General features: G+C 43.3%; 11 protein-coding genes. 4 read left to right on the top strand and 7 right to left on the bottom strand.

Annotated features, from left to right (window positions below; all coding sequences use genetic code 11):
• Nucleotides 1-22 precede the first annotated feature (22 nt).
• On the top strand, nt 23-619 hold the full coding sequence (locus tag V144x_RS14625; protein ID WP_144985884.1) for an HNH endonuclease: 597 nt from the start codon (nt 23-25) through the stop codon (nt 617-619).
• A gap of 53 nt (nt 620-672) precedes the next feature.
• Here the strand turns inward: V144x_RS14625 and V144x_RS14620 are convergent, their stop codons facing one another.
• The 4 genes from V144x_RS14620 to V144x_RS14605 all read right to left on the bottom strand — a co-directional run bounded on the left by V144x_RS14620 (nt 673) and on the right by V144x_RS14605 (nt 6858).
• Complete coding sequence (locus V144x_RS14620) at nt 673-3423, bottom strand: COG1470 family protein (RefSeq protein ID WP_144985883.1); 2751 nt, start codon at nt 3421-3423, stop codon at nt 673-675.
• 273 nt (nt 3424-3696) lie between these two features.
• Complete coding sequence (locus tag V144x_RS14615; RefSeq protein WP_144985882.1) at nt 3697-4626, bottom strand: DNA integrity scanning protein DisA nucleotide-binding domain protein; 930 nt, start codon at nt 4624-4626, stop codon at nt 3697-3699.
• A gap of 368 nt (nt 4627-4994) precedes the next feature.
• Entirely contained in the window at nt 4995-5873 is an 879-nt protein-coding gene (locus V144x_RS14610; protein WP_144985881.1) for a DUF6263 family protein, read from the bottom strand.
• A gap of 124 nt (nt 5874-5997) precedes the next feature.
• Nucleotides 5998-6858 (bottom strand): NAD(+)/NADH kinase, encoded by an 861-nt coding sequence (locus V144x_RS14605; protein ID WP_144985880.1) that lies wholly within the window; start codon nt 6856-6858, stop codon nt 5998-6000.
• A 269-nt stretch (nt 6859-7127) separates the two neighbouring features.
• Between V144x_RS14605 and V144x_RS14600 the strand changes: the two genes are divergently transcribed.
• Together V144x_RS14600 and V144x_RS14595 are read left to right on the top strand one after the other, a co-directional pair.
• A complete protein-coding gene (locus V144x_RS14600) occupies nt 7128-7787 on the top strand; it encodes a hypothetical protein (RefSeq protein ID WP_144985879.1) in 660 nt (219 codons plus the stop codon).
• Nucleotides 7788-7807: 20 nt separating this feature from the next.
• Nucleotides 7808-8650: a sugar phosphate isomerase/epimerase family protein gene (locus tag V144x_RS14595; RefSeq protein WP_144985878.1), complete on the top strand. Its 843-nt coding sequence runs from the start codon at nt 7808-7810 to the stop codon at nt 8648-8650.
• Between the two features lie 63 nt (nt 8651-8713).
• Here V144x_RS14595 and glmM read toward each other — a convergent pair whose 3' ends face one another.
• The 3 genes from glmM to V144x_RS14580 form a co-directional block, all read right to left on the bottom strand.
• Nucleotides 8714-10063, bottom strand: coding sequence for a phosphoglucosamine mutase (gene glmM / locus V144x_RS14590; RefSeq protein ID WP_144985877.1), 1350 nt, complete (start codon nt 10061-10063; stop codon nt 8714-8716).
• Between the two features lie 110 nt (nt 10064-10173).
• Nucleotides 10174-10860, bottom strand: a complete 687-nt coding sequence (locus V144x_RS14585; RefSeq protein WP_144985876.1) for a lysophospholipid acyltransferase family protein — start codon at nt 10858-10860, stop codon at nt 10174-10176.
• Between the two features lie 12 nt (nt 10861-10872).
• Nucleotides 10873-11871: a sialidase family protein gene (locus V144x_RS14580; RefSeq protein ID WP_144990906.1), complete on the bottom strand. Its 999-nt coding sequence runs from the start codon at nt 11869-11871 to the stop codon at nt 10873-10875.
• 486 nt (nt 11872-12357) lie between these two features.
• Between V144x_RS14580 and V144x_RS14575 the strand changes: the two genes are divergently transcribed.
• On the top strand, nt 12358-13659 hold the full coding sequence (locus tag V144x_RS14575; protein ID WP_144985875.1) for an O-acetylhomoserine aminocarboxypropyltransferase/cysteine synthase family protein: 1302 nt from the start codon (nt 12358-12360) through the stop codon (nt 13657-13659).
• Nucleotides 13660-13815: the final 156 nt, after the last annotated feature.

Here is a 13815-nt window from a genome sequence, read left to right as displayed (position 1 = left end):
TTAAATGATCAGGACTGAAATCATGGTAGCATCAACATTGGAACGACCAACGCTGATACTGAATCGAAACTGGCAACCTGTGGGGGTTACGACCGTTGCTCGTGCCGTTGTCAAAATCTGGAACGAGAGCGCGTTGATCGTCGACCCTGCTGACTATCAAACATATTCGTGGTCAGATTGGGCAAAGTTATATCCAAATGACGATGAATTGTCGATTCAAAGTAGTCATTCACGATTTCGGGTACCAGAAGTGATTACACTTCTGAAGTATGATCGCGTCCCGCGCAATGTTGTGACGTTCAGTCGTCGAAATGTTTTCAAGCGTGACCGTTTTACGTGCCAGTACTGTGGTTGCCAACCAGGCAGCGAAGAACTCACAATCGATCACGTATTGCCGCGGTCTCAAGGTGGCGAAACTTCATGGGAGAATTGTGTCCTGGCTTGTGTGGAATGCAATTCAAAAAAGGCTGCCCGAACGCCATCGCAAGCAAGGATGAAATTGCAAAAAGAACCAATTCGTCCGAAGTGGAAACCCTTTTATGCGATGCAAAGCATACGAATCGACAGCTGGTTCCGCTTCATCAGTGAATCCTATTGGAATGTTGAATTGGAAACATGAATAGAGCAAGCGTTCCTGAAAACTAAAGTTGGGAGCGTTTGCTTTCGTATTACTTATTGGAGTTTATCTAATACAGGAATGGCTTCTTCCTGATTAAGAGGTTTTTCCATTTGCCTGGACTGGACTTGAACCAACACTCGCGCATCGCCTTTATTTCGGGCAGCTAGGAAGAGTTCAAAGTCTAATGCTTGTTTTGCTGGTAATTCCTGAGTCGATTCAAAAATCACATAGGATCCGGCTTGTCTATATTTTGCAGGTCCTTTTGCAGAGAGAAACATCAATTCTTGTGGGATTTTGACCCGGAATTCGACATTCGTAGCTGAGGCACTTCCTTGATTCAGCAGCTGTACTTGCATTGCCATTTTTTCGCCTACTTCAAGTGGTCCTTTTAATTCGCTTGTTTCCACTTTCAGTAAAGGTTGGCCAAGTATAGTCGTTTCTGACTGTAAATTTACTGCAAACTTACTGCTGTTATCAATGACGACCTGAACAGTGCTTAGTGCTTTTCCCACGGTCGTTGGTTCCAATTCGATGGATAGCATTTGCTGATCACTGGCTGGTAATTCAAGAATATCCCATTGAACAACCTTACGAACCGGATCAAACTGTCCGTTGGCTGATGCAGAAATAAACTTCATGCCAGGAGGGATTGATTCAAAAACAGAGATGTTTTGTATTGGCTGTTCTGAATTGTTGGTGATAACGTTTTCGTACTGAGCTGAGCGTCCAAGATATCTGTTTTTGGGGCCTTTTCGAGTTAACAAAATTTTCTCACCATTACCGACAACTTTAAGGGGAACTTCTGTTTCCGCTTTTAGGTTCCCATCACCAATGACACTGGAAACATTCTTACCTGAACCGGGTTTGATTGCCTTTAATTTCAGTTGAATCTGTTTAGTTTCACCGGCAGGAATCACACCGACACTGTATTCAATATCATCGCCCCCAGGATGCGAAAATTGTGGTGGAATGAGACTTCGTACATACACATTTTTTGCATCACCCGATCCTGAATTCGTGATCGTATAATTGACTACAGTGATTTCACCAGGTTTCACTGCCTCCGGAGAATCTGATTGGATGATCAGTTTTGGTGATGTGATTTTTGTTGCCGCAGCGACTTCGGTCACAAAGTTCACCGTTGCGACACTTCCAATTTGGCCTGCTTTTTCAGGTATAACTCGAATGGATATTTTCTTTTCAACTCCTGGTCCCATTGAACCTAAGCGCCAAATGATGCGATCATTGATTTGTTCTGCACGCGGAATTGTACCGGTAAGCTTTGCGCCTTTAGGAATACGGTCTTCGACGACCACTTCCTGTGCAGAAGTAGTTCCAATATTTTTAACGAGTACATGGTAAATAAATGGTTCTCCCAAGACTGCTTCGGGAGGTGCCATTTTTTGAATCGTCATTTTAGGGGAATGAATTTTCTGTTGAACCTTTAGTTTTGCTGGTTCATGTGGAACAGGTTGATTCTCTTCAACAAGGCTTAAAGGCTTTGGTTCTGGACTCGGGGCAAGTTCGACAGGATCAGGAGTTGCTTCAGTGACTTTCCTGGGCCCACTTTCGATCGTAAATAGGGGAGGTGTTTCAGGACTCGACTTTCCTTTACGTTTTTTTATGACAACAACATCCGAAGACTTCTTTTCAGAGACAGGCTCTCGTTTTGGCTTAGGATCACTATTAAATGGCGATCTATCCTTATCGAGTTGAATTGAGTTATCTGTAATCTCTTTTGCTTCAGGATTTTCAGTTGTGATTTGTGGAGCAGTCCCAATTTCATCTTGCTTATCAGGAACGGGCTCTATTGATTTCGCACTTGATTCTGTAGCAAATGGATTGAATTCCGGTTCTACTTCGGGAGTTAATTTTTGTTTCGGTGGAATCGAAAGTGTCTTCGGTTCTGATTTTTGATCAGGAACTGTCATAAACGGATTGGAATCGATAGTAGGAATGTCATTCGTATTTTTTTTACTTACCTCAAACGGTGGTTCATTATTTTCCAGTTTCTTAACAGGCAGTTCTTCTTCTGTAAATGGGTTTTCTTCAACTTGAGTTTGTTCAACCGGCTGAATTTTCTGATCTGACAAACGAGGTTGATCTGATGCTGTGTCAGCTTGTTTAAACGGATTCACTGAATTTTCTTTGCCGGGAATCTTTTCAGATGGGTTCGTTTCTTTAGAAAGCGAGCTTGCAGTTGAATCCGATGCTGGTAAACCAAACTGTGGTCCTGTCTTAAACTCTGATTGAGTTGGAGTAAGTGACTCCACTTTTTCAAGAGGTGTTTTTAGAGAATCTGAAAAGGGATTCTCGGTGGCTTTGGACACTTTCATCTCTGAAGATTCACGGAAGTCAAGACCTTTGGGAGGGGCCTCAAGAGTCATACCCTTCTTAAACTCAGTAACTTCAGCCACTTTCTGGTCATCGGTTACTACTTCATCAGATGCTGCCGTAAGTTTGATTTTGGAAGATTTTGTGTTCGGTTCAAATGGTATTTCGCGAGGCTTTTTTTTCTGAGTTGGTAAAAGTTTTGCAGTGCGGGCTGCCAATTCAGAAAGCTCAGCAGGTACTTTGCTGAAAGGGATTTTAAGTGGCTCCGTATTTTTTTCTGTTTGTTTTCTCACAGTTGCAGGAGCGTCGGGATATGAGACCTTATCATTCACACCATCGAGTGATTCTAATTGGCTCATCTGGCTCTCATCAGCACCAGTCTGCATCCCTTTCTGTGCCTGAAGGAACATCAAAAAGCCTAGACCAACGACTCCGGTAACGGCGATGAGTTTGATCGCTACATTCGACATGGGACTCCCTTCCCGCTGAACAAGCTCTTAAGTAATACAAATTGTATTGAAGCTGATAGCAAACCCGAGATAAAAATCTTTCAACCTAAGTTGAAGTGATTATTGGTATTTTTAGCTCACACTAAAACTATCGAAGAAATTCAAGGATTGCTTCTTGCGAGGGATTCATAGCAAATATTACAAATCATGGGAAGAGAATATTTGAGAAAATTTACGTATCTGCTTTCAAAAAAAGATGATACGGATACGATTTGATTGAACAGATACAGATATTTATTCTGTTTGGGGTGGTTCAGTGTCAAAATCAAACCACTTCATCGCACTACTCATCGGTTCGATTCTCAATACGACATAACCATCCTGAAAGATACGCACAGTTCCCGTTGATTCTGAGACGGCAATCGCAATCGCCCCTGTCGATTTGGAGATGGCAGCGGCAGCCCAGTGACGAGCCCCCAAACCTTTAGAGAGAGTCAACCCCTCGGCTGAAGCATTCAAAATACGCCCCGCAGATTGCGCGACCCCATCAGAGCTGATTATGAATGCCCCATCAATTTGAGCAAGCTCTTTCATACTCTCTTTGACGCGTGGATTCGTCACAACGCGATCTTTTTGTGAGTAGCCTTTAAACGGGTCATGAACTTGCTCGTGAGAGAGACCTAAGACTTTGCGATGGTTTCCTACTACAAATAAGGCACCAACGGGTTTTCCTTCACGACCTTCCCTACCAATTTCAACTGCTAAATCGACGACCGTTCGTAGCGTCTGCAAGGGGACTTTGGTTTCCAAACGCTGCAAATCGCGTGAAGTTAGTTTTGCTAAATGATCTGCAAGACTGACAATACTCAGAGAATCAGCCTGTTCCCTCTCAAATCCTGCATACAGAGCAACGATCCGTTCGCCTGATGCAAGAAATTCATCTGCAATCGCTTCTAATATCGCCTGACTGATTTGGACTTGTCGCGTTTGTGGTTCGTGAATCAAAGGTACCAAGTCAATACCATCTTCCTGAGCAGCGCGCTGAACATCAGGCTTATCAGACGAAACGACAAGGCGTAACTTCCCTAAAGCTTTCTTGATTTCCAGAAAATTATAGGGAATATCAGCTAACAGGAATACGACTTCAATCTCACAATCACTAGCCAACCGTTTGGCGGCTTTTAACAAGCTTGTTAATTGTGAAGAGAGCTCAACCCGTTGCATGTCCGGTCTCAGTAGAAGTAGATTACCTATAATAGCATATAATTTAAAACTTCACGCAATTTAGGTATCTGACTAGTTTGTACCAGCTACAGCATTCTCAAAGAAAGTTCTTGGTAAATTTGAGGCGCCCGCACGGTGTTCATTTGAATCATTCGTCAGGGCAAAGAGAATATGGCTATTTGCAGTCACTTGCCTACCTTCTCGTCGCGTTGTTATCTCAGTGTAAAATAATTGACGTCAGCGTCAACTCATAAGTGATTGCCAGCTCTTAAAAAAACGAAGTCCAGACTGAAGTTTCGCATAGACAATGGAAATTTTCTATATGCCTGACATAAGAGAAATATCAGGCATATACCCCCCCATTTCTCTTATTGAGAATCTGACTTCGTATTTTTCTGTGCAATTTCAGTAGGATCGACCAATGTTTCTACCCGAGACGAAATTGCTCGCATTGCTCCTTGCCCTTGAAATATCCCGACCTGTGCTTTATCAAGAGAAATGTCTTGTAAAACAATGATCCCCTTCTCGATATCCAATTTAACGGTCCCGGAGGGTGTTTTTTGTATTAATTGTAGTCCAATTTTGGGGTCATTTTGGCGTGCGATAATCTTAGTTTTGAATTTGATTTCAGCAATTTGGTCATCGACGGATTCTAAAGTGAAAGTCCGTCTGATAGGAATTTTTTTTCTTAGTTTTTTGCCAACAGCAACTTCGATCTCATAATCTTCTTTCCAGGTATCTCCGATTTTTACTTCCTCTTCGGGAAGTGGAATCAAGAAACCCTGGTTATCAGGTTTTGACTCACTCTTCTTAGGCATCGCCTTTCCGAGTGGAGAATAGACCATACGAGAGGGTTTACCGATGGTTTCTCGTATTTTCTCATATTGTTTCAGGTCCTTCTGTTTTGGATCTTGGGAATCAAAAGTGGCTGGTGCCTGATTATCAAACTGAGCGCTCATTCGCACACGATCAATCACAGTTTCCAGAGTGCCATTTCCCTTTTCATCAACCCATACCACACGATAGTGTTTTTCGGTTTTAGCAGTGTTGATTGTTGTTTGTTTATTCAGGTTCAATTGCACTGATATTTTGTTCTGTGAATCGACCGTATAATGTACAAACTGAGAAGGCGTAAATTTATAGCGTAAAAGGTATTGCGCTGTATCTTCCTCTGCAAAAGTAAGATTGTAAGATACAGAGGAACAAATCAAACTCAATGATAGTACGCAGAACACAAAGGACCGCATCAGGGACTCCTTCCCTTAATGAAAATGGGTTACTAAATTCCTTAACCTTTGCTGAGATTAACACATCGATGAAATTATGGGGAGGTCATTTTTTCGGAAGTCAGAAGAAATTTATCGGCAGACATCATTCAGCACCATATTTCGGCTGTCCCCCCCAGCCCAGCTTGCGATTGAGCCGAGAATAGTAGTTGAAACCGGGGATACGCGCGAGTTTAAATGCGACGGTCGCTTTTGAAATTTCCAGACGGTCCCCGGAAGAATAAGGCACTTTGATTTGCCCGTCAATCACCAGCATCGCGCCTGGTGGAACATTGGCAGCAGTCAAAGAATAAAGCGCACTCGCATTGTCAACTAAAGGACGATTCGAGGGGGTGTGCGGGCAAATTGGTGTGATCACAAACGCCTGAAGGTCCTGTTTCAGGATCGGACCTCCTGCCGATAAACTATGTGCCGTCGATCCAACAGGAGTACTGATGATGAGCCCATCTCCGCTATAAGTCGTGACTAATTCGTTGTCAACTGCTAATTCAACATCAATCATTGACATCGCGCCTGCTGAACTAATCACAACTTCATTGAGCCCCAAATACGAATTGGTTGTTCCGTCAGCCAGGAAATGTTTGCATTCAAACATTAAGTGCTCAACAATTTTATACTTTCGTTCTAAAATCAGTGGAAAGTTCTTACAGAATCCGTCAGGGGTCAGGTCAGCTAAAAAACCTAACCGCCCCAAATTAATTCCGATCATAGGAAGTTGGTTCAGTCTCATCTGGCGACAGGCTCTGAGGATGGCTCCATCACCACCGAGCACAATCACCAAATCGGCGTCGGAGTTATCTGGATCGAAGTCTTCGATAACTGAAACTGAAGAGACATAGACAGAAGGTTGTGCTTTGAGATACTGATGGATTTGATCCCAGGCTGTTTGTATATGCGTACTTTGATCACGCTGAAGAAACATGATATTTAAAGGGCGATCAGACATATCCCACTTTCAGAGCAGAATCAAAGATTGATGAAGACTATGGTGTGCCCGGTATTATATGCATCTTTCAGGTTGTATCCAATGTCACGTCCTCAGTTCTCAAACAACGCCGGAAATTATTGTTAGTAAAAACAAGCGACAAGCAAACGGGATCGAGTTCGAGCGGATCTCATCTCAACAAGCCCTGCTCAACTGTGAATTTAGTTCCCAATCGACTAGAATTCACGCTTTATTCTATTTTATCTGACTTTCACCAATGAAATGTCTCCATGAATTACTTTGCACATGGAATGAGATTTGTTGATCGCCCCTATTTTCTGACAGGAACCGCCCTGCCCGATTTGCTATCAGTCGTCGATCGTCGTGTCCGACTGCGGCGAAAAAATGTGCTCCCATTCACACAAGATGAATCATGGATCCAGTCTGAAATCGCCTCCGGTATCAAACAACACCTTGATGACGACCATTGGTTTCACTCGACTCAAGGATTTTTGGAAATCAGTACCGACCTCTCGCTTATGTTTCGTAAGCTCTTTGTTAACGATCAATACGCACGCGTCGGATTTCTGGGACATATCGTGACTGAACTGTTATTGGATGCGGTTTTAATGGAGCAAAATCCAGGATTAATTGATCATTATTATGAAGCGTTTCATCAAATCGACTCATTAAAAGTAGAGGTTGCCACAAATAAAATGGTCAACAACAAAACCGATCAGTTAAAACACTGGCTCATCCATTTTTATAAAGAAGGTTTTTTAAAGGATTATCTCGTCCCACAAAAAATGTTGGTACGCTTGAATCAAGTTATGAAACGAGTCAAACTACAGCCATTACCTGGAGAAACGATTCCAATACTGAAAACCGGCCGCGGGATCGTCGAAAAACGTCTCAACGATTTATTGCCGCCCGAACATTATGTGTCTTAATTGATTGAAAGAAAACAACTATGAAGTACGGCTTGAATATGCTGCTTTGGACTTCGGATGTGAATGAGTCGCATTTCGGACTGCTTGAACAGATTAAAGGCTGGGGATATGACGGCGTTGAATTACCTGTTTTTGAAGCCGACGAACAGAAATTTTTGCAGGTCGGAAAAAAACTATCTGAATTAGGTTTAGAATGTACTGCCGTCACAGTTTGCACGCCTGAAGAAAACCCGATCTCCAGTGATGCAAAAATCCGCGAAGCGGGATTGTCTCGATTGAAACGTATGATTGATATGTGTGCTGCTTCAGGAGCAACTCACATGTGTGGCCCCATACACTCTGCTTTAGGTGAATTTTCTGGTGCAGGAAGAACAGCCGATGAATGGAATTATGGTAAGGAAACGCTTGCCAAAGCGGCCGACTATGCACAAGAGCATGACGTGATGCTCGTCTGTGAATATCTGAACCGTTTCGAATGTTATTTCTTAAACTGTGCAGAAGACTGTGCACAGTTTACGCGTGAAGTCAATCACCCGCACTTAAAAATGATGTATGATTCGTTTCATGCCAATATTGAAGAGAAATCAATCACTTCCGCAGTCAAGGCATGTGCCGATCAAATGGTGCATGTGCATATCTCTGAAAACGATCGTTCTACTCCTGGTGAAGGCGGAGTGAACTGGGACGAAACGTTTTCTGCTCTGAAGGAAGTAAACTATGATGGTTGGTTAATGATTGAAGCATTTGGGTTGGCATTACCAGAATTGGCAGCAGCAACTCGAATCTGGCGCAAAATGTTTCCAACCGAAGAACATTTAGCAACCAAAGGACTGGAATTCATGAAAACCCGTTGGGAAAGTTGAGTTTCGATGCTTTGATTTAATAGAGAGTAAACATCGTGCTGAATGTTTACTCTCTTTTTTTATTCAAGCAACAGCTTTAGCTACAATTTCCATCGCAGATGCGCAGAGCATTTCCGCATCATCGATTAGTGGTGCTTCTGAAATTACCCGAATAATAGGCTCAGTATTACTGGCTCTGACTTGTACCCAACGGTCGTCCCAATCCAACCGCAGGCCATCACCCTTTGTTGCTGTTGCAGAATCAAAATGGTCTTCAAGGGCGTTGCAAGCGTGGTCAACTTTTTCTCTGGGACAAGTGATTTTGTTTTTGACGATGCTATATTGAGGCAATGCATCAGCCCATTCACTCAAGGGCTTTTGGGAATCAGCCAGGCCCGCCAGAATATAAGCCATGCTGACATAGCTGTCTCGTACATAGCCTACTTGAGGATCGATCACTCCCCCGTTTCCCTCGCCGCCAATGATTGCGGATTCCTGTTTCATTTTGGCACAAACATGGGCTTCTCCTACATATGAGCGGGAAAAGGGGCAATTATATTTTGCTGCGATATCTGCCGTGACACGACTCGTTGAGCCATTAACGACAATCGGGCCCGGAGTTCTTGCTAGAACATAGTCGGCTGCCAACGCTAGAGTAAGTTCTTCTCCTATATAGCGACCTGTTTCATCTACAATTGCAAGACGGTCTGCATCAGGGTCTTGGGCAAAACCAGCGTCCGCTTTGTGTTTGACAACTTCTTCACAAAGAGAGGTGAGGTTTTCTTTGAGAGGTTCTGGAGTGTGTGCAAATTGACCATCTGCCGTGCCACCGAGAACAATGACTTCACAGCCTAGTGCTTCCAATAATTGAGGAGTAGCAACTGCTCCTGAACCATGATTGCAATCCAAGACGATTTTGAAGTTTTGTTGCTCGACATTCTCACTATCAATCAATTTTAAAACACGATCGATATGAGGTGCTGCCGGGTCATCATAGAGTTCTAGTTTTCCCAACTTGTCCCAGGAAACATAGTTGAAGGTTTCGTTATTGAGTACATCAAGTAGTGCTTCACCCTGTGCTTGGTCATAGACAGAACCGGCTGCTGAAAAAGGCTTCAAACCATTCCAGGGAATGGGATTGTGACTGGCTGTAATTTGAATTCCACCAGCGGCCTTCAGATGTGTAACAAGAACACCACAGGTGGGAGTCGTTGCGATGCCAGCATCAATTACACGACAACCTGTCGCTATCAACCCGGCAATAACCGCATGACGTACCATTTCACCACTCGCCCTACCGTCACGCGATAGAACTACAGTCCCTTGGTTTGCTAATGTTCCCACTGCTGATGCAAATTTTGTTAAATATTCAGGAGTTAATCCATTTCCGACAACGCCCCGTAATCCAGAAATACTGAGAATCCGTTCCGACATAATTACACCTGAAAATTAGGTTGAGTCAAAATTCAATCATTCAAAAGTTGTATACTCTGGAAAACCATAATTAAGCTCGCTTCAATTGACAATCCCTGTCTTGAGAGAAATCAATTCGTTCTTACAGGATTTATCCATTCCTCGGCTTGCTGCTGGCACTCAATAACACATTGTCTCGTGAGCTCCAATAATTCTTTTTCTGCACCTCTGTCGCAGTATTGCTTGATCAACTCTGCAGAAATTGGTTTGCCAAATACAACTCGCACAGGTTTCAATCGAAGAAAACAGGCTCCGCGCGGTAACGCGCGAAACGCCCCTGCAACTCCAATTGGATAGATTGCACAATCAGTTCGCTTTAATAGAGCTAAAAAACCAGGTTTGAATCGTTGGACTGTTCCATTGTCTGAACGAGTACCTTCCGGAAAGATGCCAACAAAGTTCCCGTCTTCTATGTTCTGAATGGCAGCACGAAAACTTTGTGAACTTGCCGCCTTTCGACTAATAGGAATCACAAATTCGTAACGTAAAAAAGGCCCCAGAATCGGCACCCTAAATAGAGAGTCACGAGCCATGAAGCTCACTGGACGGTTAAGTGGGAGACCAATCAGCAAGGGGTCGAGAAAGCTCTGATGATTACTGACCATCAGGCCTCCTCCCCGTGCTGGTAAATGCTCTTTCCCCCGTGACTGGTATCGCAGCCAAAACGCAAAAAAAACTTGCAGGATCCATTGAAAAAGAATCCAGAGAAAATTTCTGCGATTACTATTAGCTGTCGAAAATTGTTTAATTTCTGCCAACTCCGTCGCCTCTCAATTTATCTCTTTGAGATTCAGCTTGGCAGGATCCAGGACAACATGTTTGATCAACTCTCGCTTCCAGGTATATGTGATATGTACTTTTCCGTCAGCCGTTTGAATGACAGCAGGGTAAGAGTACTCACCTTTTTGGTTTTCAAGAACAAGGCCGGTTTTCCAGTTTTTTCCATCTGAAGAAATTGCGACATGTAAAGGGCTTCTGCCTTTTGTTGTTGGATTATACACTAAAAGTGAACGACCATCTTTGAGTGTGACCGCGTCTGTACCGCTATTGGGATTGGGAAGCGAAGTGGCAGTGACTTCACTCCAGGATCGCCCATTATCATCTGACCATGCTTCGACAATTTTACCTAGTCTCCGACTTCGGCAGAGGATTTGTAATCGATCTCCATAACGAAGTACGGACGGTTGAATCGCACCAACTTTATGGCCATCGTTAAGCGGGCCAGTCCGATGCCAGGTCTTTCCTAAATCGGGAGTCCATTCCATCTGTAGCTGCCAGCCATCATGTTCTGTACTTGCGGGACACAAAAGAGTTCCATCAGACAGAAGAAAGGGTTTATTTTTTACTGGACCAACAAAACCATCCGGTAAACGTGTCGCTTTACTCCAGGTCTTTCCGTGATCGTGAGAAATCTTCAGCATCCCCCACCATTCACTTGGATTGGGTCCCACTTTGTAAAAAAGCAGTAAGGTCCCCGGTTTCGTTTGAAATAAGACAGGGTTCCAGCAGGGCCAGCGATGATTAGCGTCTTGGATGCCATCAGCAACACTCACTGGTGCCGACCACCCTGCCCCTTTGTTGCGGGAAAGCCAGATTTCCACATCTTGATTTTTTTCAGCTGTACCACCAAAAAATGCACAGACTAATCCTTCTGGTGTCTCTGCAATCGTCGAAGCGTGGCAAGAGGGAAATGGAGCTTCGTTATAGACAAATTCCTGCATCACTAATCCAGGTTGCTCAGAGGTCGTTGCTTTGGGAGCTTTTCCCATTAACGCTGTTTCAGTAAAAAAACCAAAGTACACAGGAAATAAAAGAATGATAAACGCTTTTACAGATTGCAAGCAGAGCATAGTTGTACCTTCTTTGCTAAGGAATCATACTTCAGTTTCAATCAACAATTTCAAAACTCAGGATATCATTCATTGTAGGAGAGTGGAATTGGCAACGAAAATCTAATCCAAGTAAAAAGAGAAAATCTACTCTTTTTCTCAAATAGATGGGCTTAATTGAGATTTCGTAAAAGCAAAGTACAGTATCGAGATACAAGCGGGCGAATTGTTTTTTAAGCTCAACATCGATAGGATGACAGATTACTTTACGGGCTGTTTCCTATTGCTCGTCTTACTGGAATTGTCTCTCGTCTCGCATGAAATAGTGTGAATTTCTCGTTTCTATTTCATCACATATGAGTTTACTAAAATATCTAGTTGAGCTTGAAAAGCCAAATTATTTCCCATAGCAAGAAAGTAAATCCAATGGATGCCGAAGCATTGAAATTAGCAACTCTCTGTCTACATGGTGGCCAGGAACCAGATGGTACAACAAACTCACGGGCTGTTCCCATTTATCAGACAACTTCTTACACTTTCAACGACACTGATCACGCGGCCAGACTTTTTGGCCTTCAGGAATTCGGTAACATTTATACGCGGCTGATGAATCCGACATGTGATGTCCTGGAAAAGCGATTAGCCTTACTGGAAGGTGGTTCCGGAGCTTTAGCCGTCGCTTCCGGGCAAGCTGCTGAGTCACTTGCGATTCTAAATATTGTGGAATCGGGACAGAACATTGTCTCTTCGTCCAGTTTGTATGGTGGAACATATAATCTGTTCCATTACACTTTTCCGAAATTCGGTATCAAAACCAATTTTGTGGACCAAAGTGATCCTGAAAACTTCAAAAAAGCAATCGATGAAAATACTCGATGCATTTATGTAGAAGCGATTGGGAACCCTCGTTGTGATATTCCCGATTTTGAAGCCATTTCTAAAATCGCTCATGATGCAGGGATCCCGTTAATTGTTGATACAACCTTGGCGTCGCCTGCATTATTACGAGCTTTTGAGTACGGCGCAGATATTGTGGTTGCTTCTTGCACAAAATTCATTGGCGGTCACGGTACTTCGATTGGCGGTATTATTATTGAAAAAGGCGGCTTTCCTTGGGATAACGGAAAATTCCCTGGCTTGACCGAACCCGACCCCAGCTATCACGGTCTTAAATTTTATGAGACCTTCGGAGGGATGAATATCGCATATATTCTCAAAATTCGCGTACAATTACTCCGCGATTTGGGACCGGCGATGAGTCCGTTTAATGCGTTCCAATTCTTGCAAGGCTTAGAAACTCTCCACCTGAGAATGGAACGTCACAGTCAGAACGCGATGGCAGTCGCTCAGTTTCTGGAAAGTCATCCCAAAGTTTCCTGGGTGAACTACTGTGGTCTCGAATCACATCCTTCATTCAAAATGGCGCAAAAGTATTTACCCAATGGATGTGGAGCCGTTTTTGGATTTGGAATTCAAGGCGACACACCAGAGCAACAGCAGTCGAATGGAGTCAAATTGATCAATCATGTAAAATTATTCTCGCATCTGGCTAATGTTGGCGATAGTAAGTCTCTGATCATACACCCATCCAGTACAACGCATCAACAATTGACACCAGAAGAACAATTAAGTTCTGGAGTCACGCCCGATTTTGTGCGGTTATCGGTGGGAACGGAAGATCAAGAAGACTTAATAAACGATTTAAAGCAGGCTTTGGATCAGATCTAGTCTCAAAAGCCTAACACGGGATTCAGATTCTCTCAGGAATCGACTGCGATAATCAGTCGGTTCCTGAATTTCAAATAAGTTAGTAGATGTTTTCTACTATGTATGACGATAATTCTTTTTATCAACTCAGAGAAGAATCATTGATTCGCTTGTCGA

Source organism: Gimesia aquarii, assembly GCF_007748195.1.
In the GTDB taxonomy this organism is placed as follows: domain Bacteria; phylum Planctomycetota; class Planctomycetia; order Planctomycetales; family Planctomycetaceae; genus Gimesia; species Gimesia aquarii.
Note: the sequence above shows the minus strand (reverse complement) of the source record. Positions and strands in the feature narration are given on the sequence as shown.